Genomic DNA, 15,609 nt, shown 5'->3' with positions numbered 1-15,609 from the left:
CTCTTCGCACAATCGTGCTGTGACGCACTGTTCATTGTTTGCCGTCTCGAAATTCTGCGGGCATGCCGTATTTTCCCGATCAAGTTCTTCGACAGAATCTCCGAAAGGAAAGAGCAATGGGCATGTTGGTTGACGGCGCCTGGCATGACATCTGGTACGACACCAAGGAAACCAAGGGTCACTTCAAGCGCGCAGCCTCACAGTTTCGCAACTGGGTCACCGCCGACGGCGCGCCGGGGCCGAGCGGTGTGGGTGGCTTCAAGGCCGAAGCGGGCCGCTATCATCTCTATGTCTCGCTGGCCTGCCCATGGGCGCACCGCACCTTGATTTTTCGCAAGCTGAAGAAGCTCGATAACCTGATCTCCGTATCCATCGTTGATCCGCTGATGCTGGAAAACGGCTGGGAGTTCAAAGGCAGGGATGGCGGTACCGTCGATCACCTTTTCGGCGCAAAGGCGCTCTGGGAAATCTACGTCAAAGCCGATCCGCATTATTCCGGCCGCGTCACCGTTCCCGTCCTTTGGGACAAACAGACCGGCACGATCGTCAACAACGAATCCGCCGAGATCATCCGTATGCTCAACAGCGCCTTCGACGGTCTGACGGGCTCGAAGGACGATTTTTACCCGATGGATCTGCGCGGCGATATCGATGCGCTGAACGAGATCGTCTATGACACGGTCAACAACGGCGTTTATAAATCCGGCTTCGCCACCACACAGGAAGCCTACGAGCAAAATGTCCGCCGCCTGTTCGAAACTCTCGACATGCTGGACAAGCGCCTGGAACAAAGCCGCTATCTCTTCGGCGACCGGCTGACCGAGGCTGACTGGCGGCTGTTCACCACGCTCGCCCGCTTCGACGCCGTCTATGTCGGCCACTTCAAATGCAATACCCGCCGCATCGAAGATTACCGCAATCTGCCCGGATATTTCCGAGACCTCTATCAGGTCCCAGGCGTTGCCGAGACGACCAACCTCGTGCACATCAAAAATCACTACTACCGCAGCCACAAGACGATCAATCCCACCGGCATCGTTCCGGTGGGTCCCGATCTTGATTTCGGCCGCCCGCATGGCCGAGAGCGGCTGGCAAAGGCTGCTTAAGGCGGCAGCCTAGCCTACCAGTAATTCGAGGGCGGCATGTCGCCCTCCAGCTCCTTCAGCCGCCGGTAGGTTGCCTTGGTCGTTCCAGGCGGCAGGGCATCGAGCGGAAAAAAGCCGCTTTCCACAATTTCGAGATCCGGTTTGCGCAGTGCGGTCTGCTCGACCTCGACACGGTAGAAGACGACGTGATCGCGCTTGCTGGTGCGGTTGTTGAAGTAGACATGGAAGAGTTGCGGCCGGCCCGAGATCGCCAGATTGCCCTCTTCCCGCAATTCCTTGGCCAACGCCTGCTCCACAGTCTCGTGCCGCTCGACACCGCCGCCCGGCATGTGCCAGCCGGCGACGTAGGAATGCCGTACCAGGAAAATCCGACCCTCCTTATCGAAACAGGCCGCCCGGACGCCCATGGTCATGCTGCGGGTGAGCACGAAATAGCTGTGCAGCATCCTGCCGAACAGCTTCGCCCGCCAACCGCGGGCTTCGTCGGGAGCGGTGCTGTCGTTCATGCCGCGGCTCCGGCGTTGCAATCCACCACTAGAAAACCGATGTATTTGTTTTGACAATAGACTGAGCTATCTCTCATCTCATGTTCAAGCTCGCGCATATTTCCGACGTTCACCTGGGCCCCTTGCCACGGCTTTCGATTAGAGAACTCGCCTCCAAACGCATTACCGGATTTGTGAACTGGCACCGAAACCGGCGCAAGCATCTTTTTGGCGGCACGCTCGATCTTCTGCTCAACGACATAAAATCGAAACAGGCCGATCATCTTGCCGTGACCGGCGATCTGGTCAATCTCGCCAGCGGCATCGAAATCCGCACCGCCGCGGAATGGCTGAAGACGCTCGGCGATCCCGCCTTCACCTCCGTCGTGCCCGGCAATCACGATGCCTATGTGCCCGGCTCGTACGAGAAGGCGATGCGCGCCTGGTATCCTTATGTCCAGGGCGACCATGCTCCGGCTGAATGGCAGGAAGATCGGCGCATTTTCCCCTACTTGCGCATTCGCGAGCGAGTCGCTTTGATCGGCTGCTCGACGGCGGTGGCAACGCCCCCTTTTGCCGCCAGCGGCTTCTATTCGGCCCGGCAGGCGCGTGAGACGGTGAACATGCTGCGCGCCGCCGGCGAGGCCGGTCTTTTTCGCGTGGTGATGATCCACCATCCGCCGATCCGCGGCGCCACCAGCTTCTATAAGCGCATGATCGGCATCCGTCGCTTCGCCGCCGTCGTCTCGACAGGCGGGGCCGAACTGGTTCTGCACGGCCATACGCATCTTAACACGCTGCATTGGCTGAGGGGGCAGACAGGCCCCGTGCCCGTCATCGGTATTGCATCCGCTTCCCAAGGTCCTGGCGGGCTGAAGCCCGCCGCCGCCTACAATCTCTTCACGATTGCTGGCCAACCCGGCGCCTGGGAGCTCAAGGCCGAGCGCTTCAGCGTCAACGCACGGGGCGACGATGTAGAGGATCAAGGCGTGGACATTCTGGCGTCATAATCTGTGGCATTTTGTGAAGGTGGTTCCGTCGTTTCGGTAGCGTTTTCGAATATCCCGAGCTACAATTCTTTCATCGAATTTCGGGAGGAAATGATGGGCTTTGGTGTAGCGATGAAGAATTCCGCAGTGACCGCGCTTGCCGTGGGATTTCTCGTTTGCGCCAGCCTGCAGGCGCTCGCCGCCGGCTCCGAGAGCGATGAGACGGCACCGCCGCCGAAGACCAAAACCACGACCAGATGCACGGATGGCAAGGTCTGGGACAAGGATAAAAAAGAATGCGTGAAACCGCAGAAAAGTGGTTTTAACGACGATCAGCTTTTCCAGGCGGCGCGCGAGTTCGCCTATGCCGGCCAATACGATAACGCCATCACCGTCCTGAAGCTTGCCAAGAACCAGGACGATCCCCGCATCCTCAATTATCTCGGCTATTCCAACCGCAAGGCCGGACGCATGCAGCTTGGCATGACTTATTATCGCAAGGCCCTCCAGCGCGACGAGAACTATATTCTCGCGCGCTCCTACATGGGCCAGGCGCTGCTCGAACAAGGCGATGTCCAGGGCGCGCGCGTGCAGCTCGTTGAAATCCGCGATCGCGGCGGCGAAAACACCTGGGCTTATCGCTCGCTGCTGCAATCGCTGAATGGTCAAATCAGGTATTGAAAGAGGCGCGTAGATCCCATTCCTCAAGATCGTGTGAGAAGTGGAGATGAAGCGCACAACCGCTTTTTGATGACTTGCGAAACGGCACAAAAATGGTTCATACCAGGACAGAAAGATCCTTCGGTTCAGTGAGCTTTTTCCGAAAGGAAAGCCGCCTTTTGCCGGAGGGCGACCGTAGCTCGACAACCCTCAACACCTCTCTGGAAAGACAATGCCTACGCCGGTAGCAGCCATCGACATCAGACGAGATCTGGTCGGCCTTCTTCCGAAGCTCCGGCGTTTTGCCTTGACCCTCGCGGGCGATGTGACTGACGCGGACGAGCTCGTGCAGAGCGTTTGCCAGCGCGGCATTGCGAAATTCCATCTGTGGAACAATGACGGCCGGCTCGAAAGCTGGCTCTACACCATGGCCCGTCATCACTGGGTGGATGATGCCAGGCGTCATCGACTGCGGCCTGCTGCCAAAGGCAGCGCCCTGGAACAGGGCGAACTGACAACGCCCGGCATGCGCGGCAATCCGGTCGAAGCAAGCGAAGCACATCAAATGGTCACATCTTTGCCCGAAGGACTTGCCAGTGTCTTCCTGCTCGTCGATGTCGAAGGGCACAGCTACAAGCAGACGGCCGATATTCTTGGCATTTCCTTGGCGACGGTGGCGTCCCGGCTTTCGGGCGCCCGCCTTCGCCTCGCCACCCAAGGTCACAGCCGCTCGCCGCGAAGGTTTTAGCATTGCAGGACATGAAGAAAATGCCGCTCGAAACTCGTCTGTCCGCCTTTATGGACGGCGAGACGAGCCGCGAGGAGAAAGAGGAGCTGGAGCGGCTCATCGCCTCCGATCCCGAAGCGCGGCGAATTTTCAATGAGCTGAAGCATGGCTCCGACGTCGGTCGCAAAGCCTTCGACGAAGTGCTGAAGGAGCCGGTACCGCTGGCGCTGGTGCGTTCCATCAAGAGCGCGCAGGCGCCGAAGGCGCGCGAGCCCGCCCCTCGCCTTTCCCGGCCATCCCTGAAGCTTGCTCCGACCGGCCGCCAGGCACTCGCGGCCGCTCTCATTCTCTTCGTGGTCGGCGGCGGCATCGGTTATCTCTTCGGCATGCAGCCCTCCGCCACACCGGCTGCTGCCCCGGTCTCACCGGCGCCGAACCGCACATGGCTGGACGATATTGTCGCCTATCACCGCATCTATGCGCATCAGCCTCGCCATATCGTCGAAATACAGGCGACGGAGACGGACGAGATCGTCAAATGGCTGACTGGCACCGTCGGTGTGAAATTCAACATACCGGATCTCGCCGCCGACGGGTTGGTCTTCCAAGGCGCACGCATGTTCATCGCCAACGGCAAACCGGCCGGCCAGTTGATCTACAAGGACATCGACGGCGATGTTGTCGCCATCTGTTTCATGAAGGACGAAGGCATCGCCGACGACGGCAATTTCAACGAGACGATCAGGGATGACGTAAGCATCGTATCCTGGCATCGCAGCGGCACCGCCTATGCCGTCGTTGGTCCCTCCTCCGACGCTATGCTCGACGAAATCGCCGACAGGGTATCGTCGGAAATTTGAGTTGGCCTGCTGGCCTGCTTGCGACTTCCATTCAGCCGAGGATATTATTCATCTGCCAATCCAATCGCACCCGGTGGCCTCAATCCGACGGGCGCATTTTCTGGAGATTGACCATGTCCGACATTCTGCTGACCATCCCGGAAATTGACGAGCGCATTGCGGCAATAAGAGAAAATCTTCGCGAGTTGATCGAACAGGCCGCCGCATACTCCGGCGCGGCAGACGAGGAACTTGCATCGGAGCGCATCGCCGAACAGGAAGAAGAGCTCGAACGCCTGTTGAAACGGCGCGAGGAACTTTCCGCGCAAAAATCCTGACGGCGGCAGATGGCGGTGTTGATGCCCCTGCCGTCTCTTGTTGCAAGATCAGCGAGACGGCGCCGGCGAAATTGTCGCGGTGGCCTGCTCACTTGAAAAGATGATGAAGGCGAACAGCAGAACGCCGATGAAGGTCACGATCGATGCTGCCGCAACGATCGGTTCCATCGCCATATTGCCGAGAAGCATCAGATATAATGCCGGCACCAGGACTGCGACGCCGGCGGTGTAGATGTAATACTGAATCATCGCCAGTCGCCTCTCCGCCTTTTGCGGGTTCAACGCATGGTAACCGCCGAAGAGCGCCATGGTCACCCAGCCGAGGAGATTGGCATGCGCGTGGGCGCCGATGACACTGTGATCTTCGGTGATTGCCATTTTCAGGCCTATTCCAATTCCGATGATCAGAAAGATGATTGCTGTCTTGAAATACAGATTGGCGATGCGTGGCATGACGTCCCCCCCAAAACAGGTTTGCCGCTGGCTTAATTTATCATGCCGATCAGCCGCCCGGGAATTCAGCTTATTGGACAATAGCTGGGTCGAATGGCGTCGCGAGTTTCGCGCTCGTCCGTAAACGCCCGCCGTTCGATAGATTTCTTTGCCATTTTTACTGACATCGGCGGCATCTTGCGTTATAGAACCGCCAAGCGACTTGAGAGGAGAGCGTTTGATGAGATCTCACGGCACAGGAAACCACCGCTGAAAAGCAGTGCCGTGAAGGGCTGCTTGTTCGGCCCGTCCATCAAATTGTCATGTCTCGCCCCTGGAGGGCACTCATGTTTCGTCGCTTTGAAAAGCTCGTCGATCCATTCCAACATTATGCTGATCTGAACCCGCCGTCCGACCCATGGCGGTATCTTAAGAGCAACTTGCATCCGTTCCGCTTCGTCATGGCAATGAGCCTTGCCCTGACCGCCATCGGTGCGGCGATCGAGATCTGGCTCATCGGCTATACCAGCCAGCTCGTGGACATTCTGGCAGCCGCCCGGCCGGATCAGCTTTGGGCATCCCACGGCCCTGAATTGCTGGCTGCCGCCGCCCTTGTGCTGATTGGGCGGCCGCTCGCCGGCTACATCCGGGAAAGCCTCGACGACATCGCCTTTCGGCCGAATGCCGAGACCCTGTTCCGCTGGCGCGCCCATCGCCATGTCCTGCGGCAATCCGTTGGCTGGTTCCGCCGGGACTTTTCCGGACGTATCGCCAGTCAGGTGCGCGATATCGGCAATTCCGCGACTGGAGCGGCCTACTCGGTGCTGCATACGCTATCGTTCGTCACGATCTATGTCGCCGGCTCCTTATGGCTCATGGCTTCGATCGATCTACGTCTCATCTGGCCCCTGCTCCTCTGGCTTGGCTGTTATCTGGGTCTGATGGCATTTGTCATACCGCGGCTCCGCGAGGCGTCGGAGGAGTTTCAGGGCGCCTATGCCGCCTTGACGGGCATGCTGGTCGACACCTACGCCAACATCGACATCATCAAGCTCTTTGCCAACACGGCGGAAGAGGATCGTGAAGGACGGGAACGCTTTGCCGCCGCCCGCAGGACGTTCGTGCGCGTGCAGAAGCTCGAAGTCACCGTCAATTCGAGCATGCTGTTCCTGGGCAGCTTTCTGATCGTCGGCCTCGTTGGCTATGCCGTGATCCTCTGGCAGGCCGGCAGCGCGCCGCTCTGCCTGATCGCTGCCTCGCTCGCCCTGAGCTTCCGCATCACCGGCATGGCGGAATGGATGCTCGACGCCGTCTCGTCGCTGTTCGGCCATCTCGGCGCAATGCGGCAATCGCTGCTGACCGTGGCGCAACCGCTCGCCGTTACGGACGCACCCGGCGCACGCCCGCTCGCGATCGACGGCGGTGCCATCGCCTTCAGAGATGTGACGCACCACTACGGCAAGGGCAATGGCGGTCTCGACGGCGTTTCGCTGCGGATCGCACCCGGCGAAAAGGTCGGCCTTGTCGGCCGTTCCGGTACCGGCAAGTCGACGCTTGTCAAGCTGCTGTTGCGGTTCTTCGATCCGGAAGCAGGCTCCATCGAAATTGACGGACAGAATATCCGCGGGGTCACGCAGGAGAGCCTGCGCAGGCAGATCGGCATGGTGACCCAGGATGCCGCCCTGCTCCACCGCTCGGTTCGCGACAACATCGCCCATGGCGACCCTCGGTTCTCCGAAAGCGTGATGATGGCGGCGGCGGATAAGGCGGCGGCAAGCGGATTTATCGCGACCCTCCGGGATCACGAAGGCCGTACCGGCTATCACGCCCATGTCGGCGAGCGCGGTGTCCAGCTATCGGGCGGACAAAGGCAACGCATCGCCCTTGCCCGCGCCATCCTGAAGAACGCGCCGATCCTCGTGCTCGACGAGGCGACGTCGGCGCTCGATTCGGAGGTGGAGGCTGTCATCCAGGATACGCTCTACGGCGTCATGGAAGGCAAAACCGTCATCGCGATCGCCCACCGCCTGTCGACCATCGCCCGCATGGATCGCATCGTCGTCCTTGATGAAGGGAGGATCGTCGAGGATGGTCCCCACAATGATCTGCTCGCGCAAAACGGCATCTACGCCGCATTATGGGCGCGCCAATCCGGCGGCTTCATCGGCGACGATGTCTAATCGACGATCGTGCCGGGCAGCCAGTCGACCGACCGCAGCATCCGACCCGCACGCCAAAATGCGAAGGCGACCATCACAATGGTCGCCTCAGGCTATCCTTGCTGAATAAGGCAGCATTGAGCCTTTGCCATAATACCCGAGATCACTTTACGGGTATGACAACCGGAGCATCCTTGTTCTTGAGAAGCACAACGATGAATTTTGCCGGTTTGGTCTTGCTTGCGTTGCGGCTGACCAAGTGAATGTCGGAAGGACCTTCATAGAAGGTTTCTCCCGGCGACAAGGTGACTTCTTTTTGTCCCTTGACCTGCATAACGATCGAGCCTTCCAGAACATAGACGAATGCATTTGCATCATGTTTGTGAATAGGATCGGAACCTCCTGGCCCATACTCGACCGATATCATCAACCCTTCCTTGCCAGGATAGTTTGGAAGGTCCTTTTTCATGAGCGGTGTGACTTGAGCATTGTTTTCCGCGGCAACCGGCAAAGTGCCCATGAAGCAAACAGCAGCCGTCACAAATAGCCTTAGAAAAATTGAATTCATTGTCGTAATCCCCTTGGTTGTTGACCCGTAGGTGTGCGTTGACAGAATTTCGTTTCGCGTCCGAATGCTTCCGGTAAAGGCTTTCGCGACGTGGGGTATCGTTTCATACACCCAGCAACGCATCGTCGGGCGCTGTTTGCCTTGAAGGTTGCGAAATCGAGTCGACGAAGGTGACGGTCTCATTGAGCGGCGCCCGGCCGGTGCGAATGTACGGCTCAGTGACATCCTCGTATCCGATCGACATGCCACAGAAGAGGATGAGCCCTTCGCGTGGCGACAGGAGTTCCGCGACGGTCTTGCGATACACCGACCATGCCATTTGGGTGCAACTGTGCAACCCTTCGCCGCGCAGCAGCAGCATGACGGTCTGAAGATACATGCCCAGATCGGCCCATTGGGGTGTACCCAGGTTGCGGTCGATATAGCAGAACATGGCGGCGGGCGCGCCGAAACAATTCCAATTCGCGGAAGCAGCTCTCTGAGCTGCCTCCCAGTCGCCATCCGCAATACCGAGTGCGCTGTAGCGCTCATGCCCGAAGGCGGAGCGACGCTCGCGGTAGGGGGTCTTCAGTTCGCGCGGATACATTTCATACTCCCGCTCGTCCCAGGCGTCGTGTGCAACCACGCGTTTGCCGGCACGTCTCTTCAGCTCGGCAAGGGGCTCGCCGGTCATTACGAAGATGTTCCACGGCTGGATGTTCGATCCCGAGGGCGACCAGGCCGCGGCAAGCAGCACGCGCTCCAACACTTCCTTCGGAATAGCCTGATCGGTGAACTTGCGCACCGCCCGTCGACTCTTGACCGCCTCATACACGTCCATGATCGTTCACCTTCTAGTTGCCAGCCCCCCAACAGCCAACAGGTACCAATTCGAGATAGGCCGGCCAATTCTGCGCATGTTTGTCTGCGCACTACATTGGGTTTGACGACGTCATACTGATGGATAGACGAAGCCATACTGACGCTGTGCCCACTTCGTATTTCAGTGGCTAGATTGGGGCGTGCGGGGTTGGATGGCGGACCGCCCGGCACTTGCGACAGTCAGGTCGCTGAACCATAAAAACAAAAAATCCCCTCGAAGGCATCGAGGGGATTTTATCTTCGTTAGGCCATGACGGCTGAAATTCAGCCCTTTTGGGCGTGGATATCGAGCACCCGGTTCGCCGCCGAGACGATCGCCTCGAGAGAGGCGGCGACGATGTTGGTGTTAATCCCGGCCCCGAAGAGCTTGCCGCCGGGATAGGAGGTCTCGACATAGGAAATCGCCGAAGCATTCGAGCCGTGCTGCAACGAATGCTCGGAATAATCCTCGACCGACATCGGAATGCCGAGATAGATCGAAAGAGCATTGATGAAGCCGTCGATCGGGCCATTGCCGCGGCCTTCGATGCGCTTCACCTCGCCATTGTCGGTGATCTCGGCCGCGACGATGCGCTGCCCCTTGTTCTCGGGATCGGCGAAGGTGTGGTGATCGACGAAGCGGATGCGCCCGCCGGACTGGGTCACGTAACGCTCGATGAAGTGCTCGTAGATCCGCTTCGACGGCAGCTCCTTGCCCTCTTCGTCGGTGATGCGCTGGATCTCCTCGCGATATTCCACCTGGAGATTGCGCGGCAGGTTGAGGCCGTAGTCCTGCTGCATGATATAGGCGATGCCGCCCTTGCCCGACTGCGAGTTGATGCGAATGATTGCCTCGTAGGTACGGCCGACATCCTGCGGATCGATCGGCAGATACGGCACTTCCCAAACCGGATGGTTGGCAACCTTCGCCGCCTTCATGCCCTTGTTGATCGCATCCTGATGCGAGCCGGAAAAGGCGGTGTAGACCAATTCGCCAACGTAAGGATGGCGTTCGCCGATCGCCATCTGGTTGGAATATTCGAAGACTTCCTTCATGCGCTCGATATTGGAGCAATCCAGCTCGGGGTCGACGCCTTGCGTGAACATGTTCAACGCCATGGTGACGACATCGACATTGCCGGTGCGCTCGCCATTGCCGAACAGCGTGCCTTCGACACGGTCGGCGCCTGCCATCAGGGCCAGTTCGGCAGCCGCGATACCGGTGCCGCGGTCATTGTGCGGATGCAGCGAGATGATCAGGTTTTCTCTGTTGTCGAGATTGCGGCACATCCATTCGATCTGGTCGGCATAGATGTTCGGCGTCGCCATTTCGACGGTGGACGGCAGGTTGATGATCAGCTTGTTGTCCGGCGTCGGCTTCACCACATCGATGACGGCGTTGCAGATTTCCAGCGCCACTTCCAGTTCGGTGCCGGTAAAGCTCTCAGGCGAATATTCGAAGCGATAACCGCCGCCCGCCTTGGCCGCCATGTCGGTGATCATCTTGGCGGCATCGACCGCGATCTCCTTGATGCCCTTCACATCCTTGGCAAAAACCACGCGGCGTTGCAATTCGCTGGTGGAATTATAAAAATGCACGATCGGCCTGTTGGCGCCTTCCAGAGCCTCGAAGGTGCGCGTGATCAGCTCTGGGCGGCACTGCACCAGAACCTGCAGGGAAACATCGTCAGGCACATTGCCGTGCTCGATACACCAGCGGGCGAAATCGAAGTCGGTCTGCGATGCCGAGGGGAAACCGATCTCGATTTCCTTGAACCCCATTTCCAGCAGCAAATGAAACATCCGTGCCTTGCGATCATGGCCCATGGGATCGATGAGCGCCTGATTGCCGTCGCGCAGATCGACGGAGCACCAGATCGGCGCCTTGGTGATGGTTTTCGAAGGCCAGGTTCGGTCGGGAATATTGATCTGCGGGTAAGCGCGGTATTTCACCGCTGCCTCGGGCATGCCTTTGGGGGAATGGCTGTTCGCGTCCATGTTTCGTCTCTTCCTTTCCCGTCATTTGCCCCGCGTCTTAACCGATCGTGTGCGGCTTGGCGATGACAAATACGGACCCGCTGCGGGGTATCCTATCGATTTTGGGGATATGTCGCGAGGAGCAATGGCCGGGCGGGCTCTACGGCCGCCGAGCGCTCCTCAAAGGACCCGGCAACCGCGCGTAAGGCCGAGAAGAAGAAGCGAAGTCAGGGCGCGCGTATTGTCACGCAGGGCAACGCGCCCACGTGCAATCTGTTCGGAAATCTTCGCGCCAGTCGTCTTCATGGTCGCGCTTATAGCCGTGGGACAAAAAAGAAGCAACCCCCGGCTCAGTTCTTAAGCAGTTGCACCATGCGCGACAGTCCCATCATCAATCCACCGGCGATCAGCCCCCAGAAAGCGCCTGAGATGCCGCCGAAGGAGACACCCGATGCCGTAACGAGGAAGGTGATGGCGGCCGCCTCGCGCGATTCTGGCTTTTGAAAAGCGTTCATGGCCGAGTTGGACAATGCGCCGACCAGCGCAAGGCCGGCCACGGCCTCGATCAGGATCGGCGGCGCCAGCGCCACGAAGGCAGTGACGGCACCGGCGAGCAATCCGAGGACAATGTAAACGACACCGGCAATGATCGCCGCCCAATAGCGCCGCTGCGGGTCTGCATGGGCGTCCTGTCCCGCACACATGGCAGCGGTGATCGCGGCAAGATTGACGGCATGGCCGCCGAAGGGCGCACTGAACAGCGAAAACACGCCTGTGATCGCAAAGAGCGGGCCGGGCTTCGGATCATAGTGGTGGACCTTCAGCACCGCGATGCCCGGAATGTTCTGCGACGCCATGGTGACGATGAAGAGCGGCAGCGCGATGGAAACGAGGCCGGCGACGGTGAATGCCGGCCTGACCAGTTCGAGGCTCGGCAGCAGCGAATGTTCCAGCGATGCCAGCGCTCCATTGGGCACCTTCACGCCGAAAGCCAGTACCAGTACAAAGGCGGCAAGCGCCGCCGGCACGGCCCAGAGCCGCTTGAATGCGCCGACGACGATCCAGGCGATGATGATCGGCAGGCCAAGCAGCGGATCGAATGCGATGGCCTTCACGGGCGCAAAGCAAAGCCCGAGCAGCACACCGGCAAGCATGGCATTTGCCAGCGCCGGCGGAATAGCCGCGACTGCCCGCCCGAGCGGCCGGAACAGGCCGGCAACCACGATCAGCACCGCACAGACGAGAAAAGCACCGACCGCCGCCGGAAAGCCGCCCTCGATGGCGCCCGCACTGGCGAGAAGTGCCGCGCCCGGTGTCGACCAGGCAATGCTGATGGGCAGCTTCGTTGCTATGCTGAGGATGATGGCGCAAAGCCCCATCGCGATCGACAGGGCCGTCAAACCGGATGCGGCCTGCGCGTCCGTCGCACCGACCGCCTGCAATCCATGCAGCACGACCGCGAAGGAACTGGCAAAGCCGACAAACGCGGTAAGGCAACCCATGAAGAGGCTTTGAATGGAGAAATCTTTGAGCATAGCGGCGGCTGGAGACTCGTGGATGCGATGGAAAGCGCATGGAGCATCACAAGCGGTGGTCGTGCAAGTGCAGTTTCGCGAAAGAATGCAGCACTCTCAAGCGAAGCCGGCGGTCAGCCGCGCTTTTGGAGGCGAACGGCGGCGATTTTCGCCGAAATCGGGCAATCTGCAGCAGCGCGCGCCATCCGACTGGTAAAAGAGCTCTGACGGGGATTGCGCTCGGACCATCAAATCTGTGTAGTCAAATGCAACTAAGGGATTTCTGAATTCCAGTCGATAAGCTCGATCGGCTGATATCGATAGATGCATCAGGGAGGAACGATTTATGTATTACGCCATACTGGCCTATCACGAAGAGGGAGTGGTCGAATCCTGGACCAAGGAGGAGGATGCGGCGTTGATGACCGAACTTCTCCAGGTGAATGATCGCCTCGTTCAGGAAAAGTCTTTGGGGCCGGCCGCCCGGCTTGGCTCGACGCAAAGCGCCGTGACACTGCGAGGCAAGGGTGCCGGCATCGTCACGGATGGACCCTTTGCCGAAACCAAGGAGCAATTGCTGGGCTTCTATGTTGTGGATTTTCCGACGCTTGAGGCGGCAGTTGCAGCAACGCGCGACCTCCGCCGCGTCAATCCGACGGCAGTCTACGAAATCAGGCCGATCTCACTTTACGTTCCCGGTGCGCCATTGGCATCCCGGGACGAGGAATAGCAAGTGCGGCACTAGCGGCCACTCGTCGCGATCTAAGCCTTCGCTACCCAACAACACAAAGCGCCCTCGCCTGCCTTTCGGCAAACGAGGGCGCTTCAGCTCAGCAAAAGCCGCTCTCTTAAATATCGGCCTGCGACGTCACGATCCGCGAAACCAGGCCGTAAGCCTTGGCTTCCTCGGCCGATAGCCAGTAGTCGCGATCCGTATCCTTTGCGATGCGCTCGACGGGCTGGCCGGTTGCTTCCGAGAAAATCTTGTTCAGGCGCTCGTTCATCTTGATGATCTCGCGAGCCTGAATTTCGATGTCGGAGGCCATGCCGCGCGTGCCGCCGGACGGTTGATGCAGCAGGAAGCGCGTATTCGGCAGGCAGATGCGGCGTTCCTTGGGAGCTGCAACGTAGATCAACGCGCCCGCGGACGCGACCCAGCCGGAACCGATCATCCAGACCTTCGGCTTGATGAACTTGATCATGTCGTGAATGGAATCGCCGGATTCGACATGGCCGCCGGGCGAATTCACATAGATGCGGATGTCCTCATCGCTGGCCGCGGCGAGTGCCACGAGCTGCGAGCAGACCTTCTGCGCCAGTTCCTGCGTAATGCCGCCATAGATGAAGATCGAGCGCGATTTGAAAAGATTCGCCTCCGCGTCCTTGCCCAAGGGCAGCTCTTTCGTCTTTTCTTCCTGTTCGTCTTCGTCGTTCATTCGCAAGTCTCCAGCAGATGTGTCCTACCGCACATAGTGCGAGTCAATGCGTAAAACAATGCCGGAAAAAGGCAAGGCGCGAATAGCCCGGGAAAGCATGGCGTTATGGTTGCGGATTACCGAATTGTAACTTGAAGAGGCTTTGAAAAGCCGGAATTCCATCCTACGTCAGGTGAGCGCGAGAATCGCGCCCCGAATTTGCAGCAACAGATCGCCAAGGAGGCCATCATGTCGCCTGAAGAACGTCAAATGCTCGGTTCTCTCTTCGATCGCGTCCGCGCTACGGCGAGCACCCAGCGCGACGCCGATGCGGAAGCCTTCATCAATCAATCGGTTCGCGATCAGCCCTATGCGCCCTATTTCCTCGCGCAAGCCGTGCTCATACAGGAACAGGGCATGAAGGCTGCGGCCGATCGCATCCAGCAGCTCGAAGCGCGCGTGCACGAACTGGAACAGCAAGGGGCCGACACTCACCCGCAGCCGCAAAGCGGCGGCTTCCTCGGCGGTCTCGGCTCGCTGTTCGGCGGCGGCCAGCAGCAGCCGCAGCGTGGCCCGGGGCCGCAGGCAGGCAATTCTCAACAGCAGGGCCGTCTCTATGACGATTATGCCCGCAATGCTCCGCAGCCCGGACCATGGGGTGGCCAGCAGCAGCCGACCGGACCCTGGAACCCGCAGGCCGGCGCGCCTTCGGCCGGCGGCAGCTTCCTGCGCGGCGCTCTCGGCACGGCGGCCGGCGTCGCCGGCGGCGTCATGCTGGCGGAATCGCTTTCCAGCCTGTTCAGCCCCCATCTCGGCGGTACCGCCGCCAGTGGTCTCGGCGGCCTTTTTGGAGGCACCGCCAATGCAGCCGAGCAGCCGGTTCAGGAAACGATCATCAACAACAACTATTTCGGCAACGACGACAGCAACGATCAGAATGATGATAATCGGACCAATGTCGACTACGTGTCAGACGATCAGGACGACGACTATGACGACTCGTCCGACAATGGCGGCGACGATAGTTCGTTTGCCTGAAGCCAATCGTCTGTGATGGCAAAAGCCGCCTTCCTTGGGAGGCGGCTTTTTTCAATTTCAGCCACGTCCGCGATAAGGCTGCACGCCCTGATCCGGCAGCCACACGCCCTCAGGCGGCTTGCCCGTCTGCCAGAACACATCGATCGGAATACCGCCTCGGGGATACCAATAGGCACCGATCCTAAGCCATTTCGGCTCCAGCAGTTCGACCAGCCGCTTGGCGATGTAGATCGAGCAATCCTCATGGAAAGCGCCGTGGTTGCGGAAGGAATGCAGGAAGAGTTTCAGCGACTTCGATTCCACCAGCCATTCGTTCGGCACATAATCGATGACGATATGGGCAAAATCCGGCTGCCCGGTCATCGGGCAGAGCGAGGTGAATTCAGGGGCGGTGAAGCGTACGACATAATCCGTGCCGGCGTGGCCGGACGGCACCTTTTCGAGAACCGCGGCTTCGGGGTCGGCAGCCGTTTCGGTCTGGCTGCCGAGCATCGACAGACCGGATACATCGGTGGTGGGCAT

Annotated in this window: 17 protein-coding genes; 9 read left to right on the top strand and 8 right to left on the bottom strand. The window is 59.4% G+C overall.

Translation table 11 applies throughout. The features are described 5' to 3' along the window. Positions 1–116: 116 nt before the first annotated feature. Positions 117–1,106 (top strand): glutathione S-transferase family protein, encoded by a 990-nt coding sequence (locus QDY28_RS00505; RefSeq protein WP_331379734.1) that lies wholly within the window; start codon positions 117–119, stop codon positions 1,104–1,106. Positions 1,107–1,120: 14 nt separating this feature from the next. Here the strand turns inward: QDY28_RS00505 and QDY28_RS00500 are convergent, their stop codons facing one another. Next, positions 1,121–1,612, bottom strand: coding sequence for an NUDIX domain-containing protein (locus QDY28_RS00500; RefSeq protein WP_331379732.1), 492 nt, complete (start codon positions 1,610–1,612; stop codon positions 1,121–1,123). An 80-nt stretch (positions 1,613–1,692) separates the two neighbouring features. Between QDY28_RS00500 and QDY28_RS00495 the strand changes: the two genes are divergently transcribed. The 5 genes from QDY28_RS00495 (at position 1,693) to QDY28_RS00475 (ending at position 5,144) form a co-directional block, all read left to right on the top strand. Then, positions 1,693–2,601 carry a metallophosphoesterase family protein gene (locus QDY28_RS00495; RefSeq protein ID WP_331379730.1) on the top strand — a complete coding sequence of 303 codons (909 nt, stop codon included), beginning with the start codon at positions 1,693–1,695 and terminating at the stop codon, positions 2,599–2,601. Positions 2,602–2,712: 111 nt separating this feature from the next. Further along, positions 2,713–3,261: a tetratricopeptide repeat protein gene (locus tag QDY28_RS00490; protein ID WP_442967466.1), complete on the top strand. Its 549-nt coding sequence runs from the start codon at positions 2,713–2,715 to the stop codon at positions 3,259–3,261. A gap of 211 nt (positions 3,262–3,472) precedes the next feature. Continuing rightward, entirely contained in the window at positions 3,473–3,988 is a 516-nt protein-coding gene (locus QDY28_RS00485) for an RNA polymerase sigma factor (RefSeq protein WP_331379728.1), read from the top strand. A gap of 20 nt (positions 3,989–4,008) precedes the next feature. Further along, positions 4,009–4,827, top strand: coding sequence for an anti-sigma factor family protein (locus tag QDY28_RS00480; RefSeq protein WP_331379727.1), 819 nt, complete (start codon positions 4,009–4,011; stop codon positions 4,825–4,827). Positions 4,828–4,940: 113 nt separating this feature from the next. Then, complete coding sequence (locus tag QDY28_RS00475) at positions 4,941–5,144, top strand: hypothetical protein (protein WP_331379726.1); 204 nt, start codon at positions 4,941–4,943, stop codon at positions 5,142–5,144. Between the two features lie 48 nt (positions 5,145–5,192). On the opposite strand, the gene QDY28_RS00470 is transcribed toward QDY28_RS00475, so the two are convergent. Then, on the bottom strand, positions 5,193–5,597 hold the full coding sequence (locus QDY28_RS00470; RefSeq protein ID WP_331379725.1) for a hypothetical protein: 405 nt from the start codon (positions 5,595–5,597) through the stop codon (positions 5,193–5,195). Positions 5,598–5,923: 326 nt separating this feature from the next. Here QDY28_RS00470 and QDY28_RS00465 point away from each other — a divergent pair, with 326 nt between their 5' ends. Further along, positions 5,924–7,756 carry an ABC transporter ATP-binding protein gene (locus QDY28_RS00465; protein WP_331379724.1) on the top strand — a complete coding sequence of 611 codons (1,833 nt, stop codon included), beginning with the start codon at positions 5,924–5,926 and terminating at the stop codon, positions 7,754–7,756. A 142-nt stretch (positions 7,757–7,898) separates the two neighbouring features. On the opposite strand, the gene QDY28_RS00460 is transcribed toward QDY28_RS00465, so the two are convergent. The 4 genes from QDY28_RS00460 to QDY28_RS00445 all read right to left on the bottom strand — a co-directional run bounded on the left by QDY28_RS00460 (position 7,899) and on the right by QDY28_RS00445 (position 12,655). Next, positions 7,899–8,303 (bottom strand): cupin domain-containing protein, encoded by a 405-nt coding sequence (locus QDY28_RS00460; RefSeq protein ID WP_331379723.1) that lies wholly within the window; start codon positions 8,301–8,303, stop codon positions 7,899–7,901. A gap of 103 nt (positions 8,304–8,406) precedes the next feature. Continuing rightward, entirely contained in the window at positions 8,407–9,123 is a 717-nt protein-coding gene (locus tag QDY28_RS00455; protein ID WP_331379722.1) for a nitroreductase, read from the bottom strand. Between the two features lie 305 nt (positions 9,124–9,428). Further along, entirely contained in the window at positions 9,429–11,141 is a 1,713-nt protein-coding gene (gene leuA / locus QDY28_RS00450) for a 2-isopropylmalate synthase (protein ID WP_331379721.1), read from the bottom strand. 329 nt (positions 11,142–11,470) lie between these two features. Then, positions 11,471–12,655, bottom strand: coding sequence for a benzoate/H(+) symporter BenE family transporter (locus tag QDY28_RS00445; protein ID WP_331379720.1), 1,185 nt, complete (start codon positions 12,653–12,655; stop codon positions 11,471–11,473). Positions 12,656–12,980: 325 nt separating this feature from the next. Between QDY28_RS00445 and QDY28_RS00440 the strand changes: the two genes are divergently transcribed. Continuing rightward, positions 12,981–13,364 (top strand): YciI family protein, encoded by a 384-nt coding sequence (locus tag QDY28_RS00440; protein ID WP_331379719.1) that lies wholly within the window; start codon positions 12,981–12,983, stop codon positions 13,362–13,364. A gap of 118 nt (positions 13,365–13,482) precedes the next feature. Here QDY28_RS00440 and QDY28_RS00435 read toward each other — a convergent pair whose 3' ends face one another. Then, positions 13,483–14,070 carry an ATP-dependent Clp protease proteolytic subunit gene (locus tag QDY28_RS00435; RefSeq protein WP_107108697.1) on the bottom strand — a complete coding sequence of 196 codons (588 nt, stop codon included), beginning with the start codon at positions 14,068–14,070 and terminating at the stop codon, positions 13,483–13,485. 228 nt (positions 14,071–14,298) lie between these two features. Here QDY28_RS00435 and QDY28_RS00430 point away from each other — a divergent pair, with 228 nt between their 5' ends. After that, positions 14,299–15,087: a DUF2076 domain-containing protein gene (locus QDY28_RS00430; RefSeq protein ID WP_331379718.1), complete on the top strand. Its 789-nt coding sequence runs from the start codon at positions 14,299–14,301 to the stop codon at positions 15,085–15,087. Positions 15,088–15,144: 57 nt separating this feature from the next. Here QDY28_RS00430 and queF read toward each other — a convergent pair whose 3' ends face one another. Beyond that, on the bottom strand, positions 15,145–15,609 hold the full coding sequence (queF, locus tag QDY28_RS00425; RefSeq protein WP_331379717.1) for a preQ(1) synthase: 465 nt from the start codon (positions 15,607–15,609) through the stop codon (positions 15,145–15,147).

It is taken from the genome of Rhizobium sp. BR 362 (assembly GCF_036528765.1).
Classification (GTDB): domain Bacteria; phylum Pseudomonadota; class Alphaproteobacteria; order Rhizobiales; family Rhizobiaceae; genus Rhizobium.
Note: the sequence above shows the minus strand (reverse complement) of the source record. Positions and strands in the feature narration are given on the sequence as shown.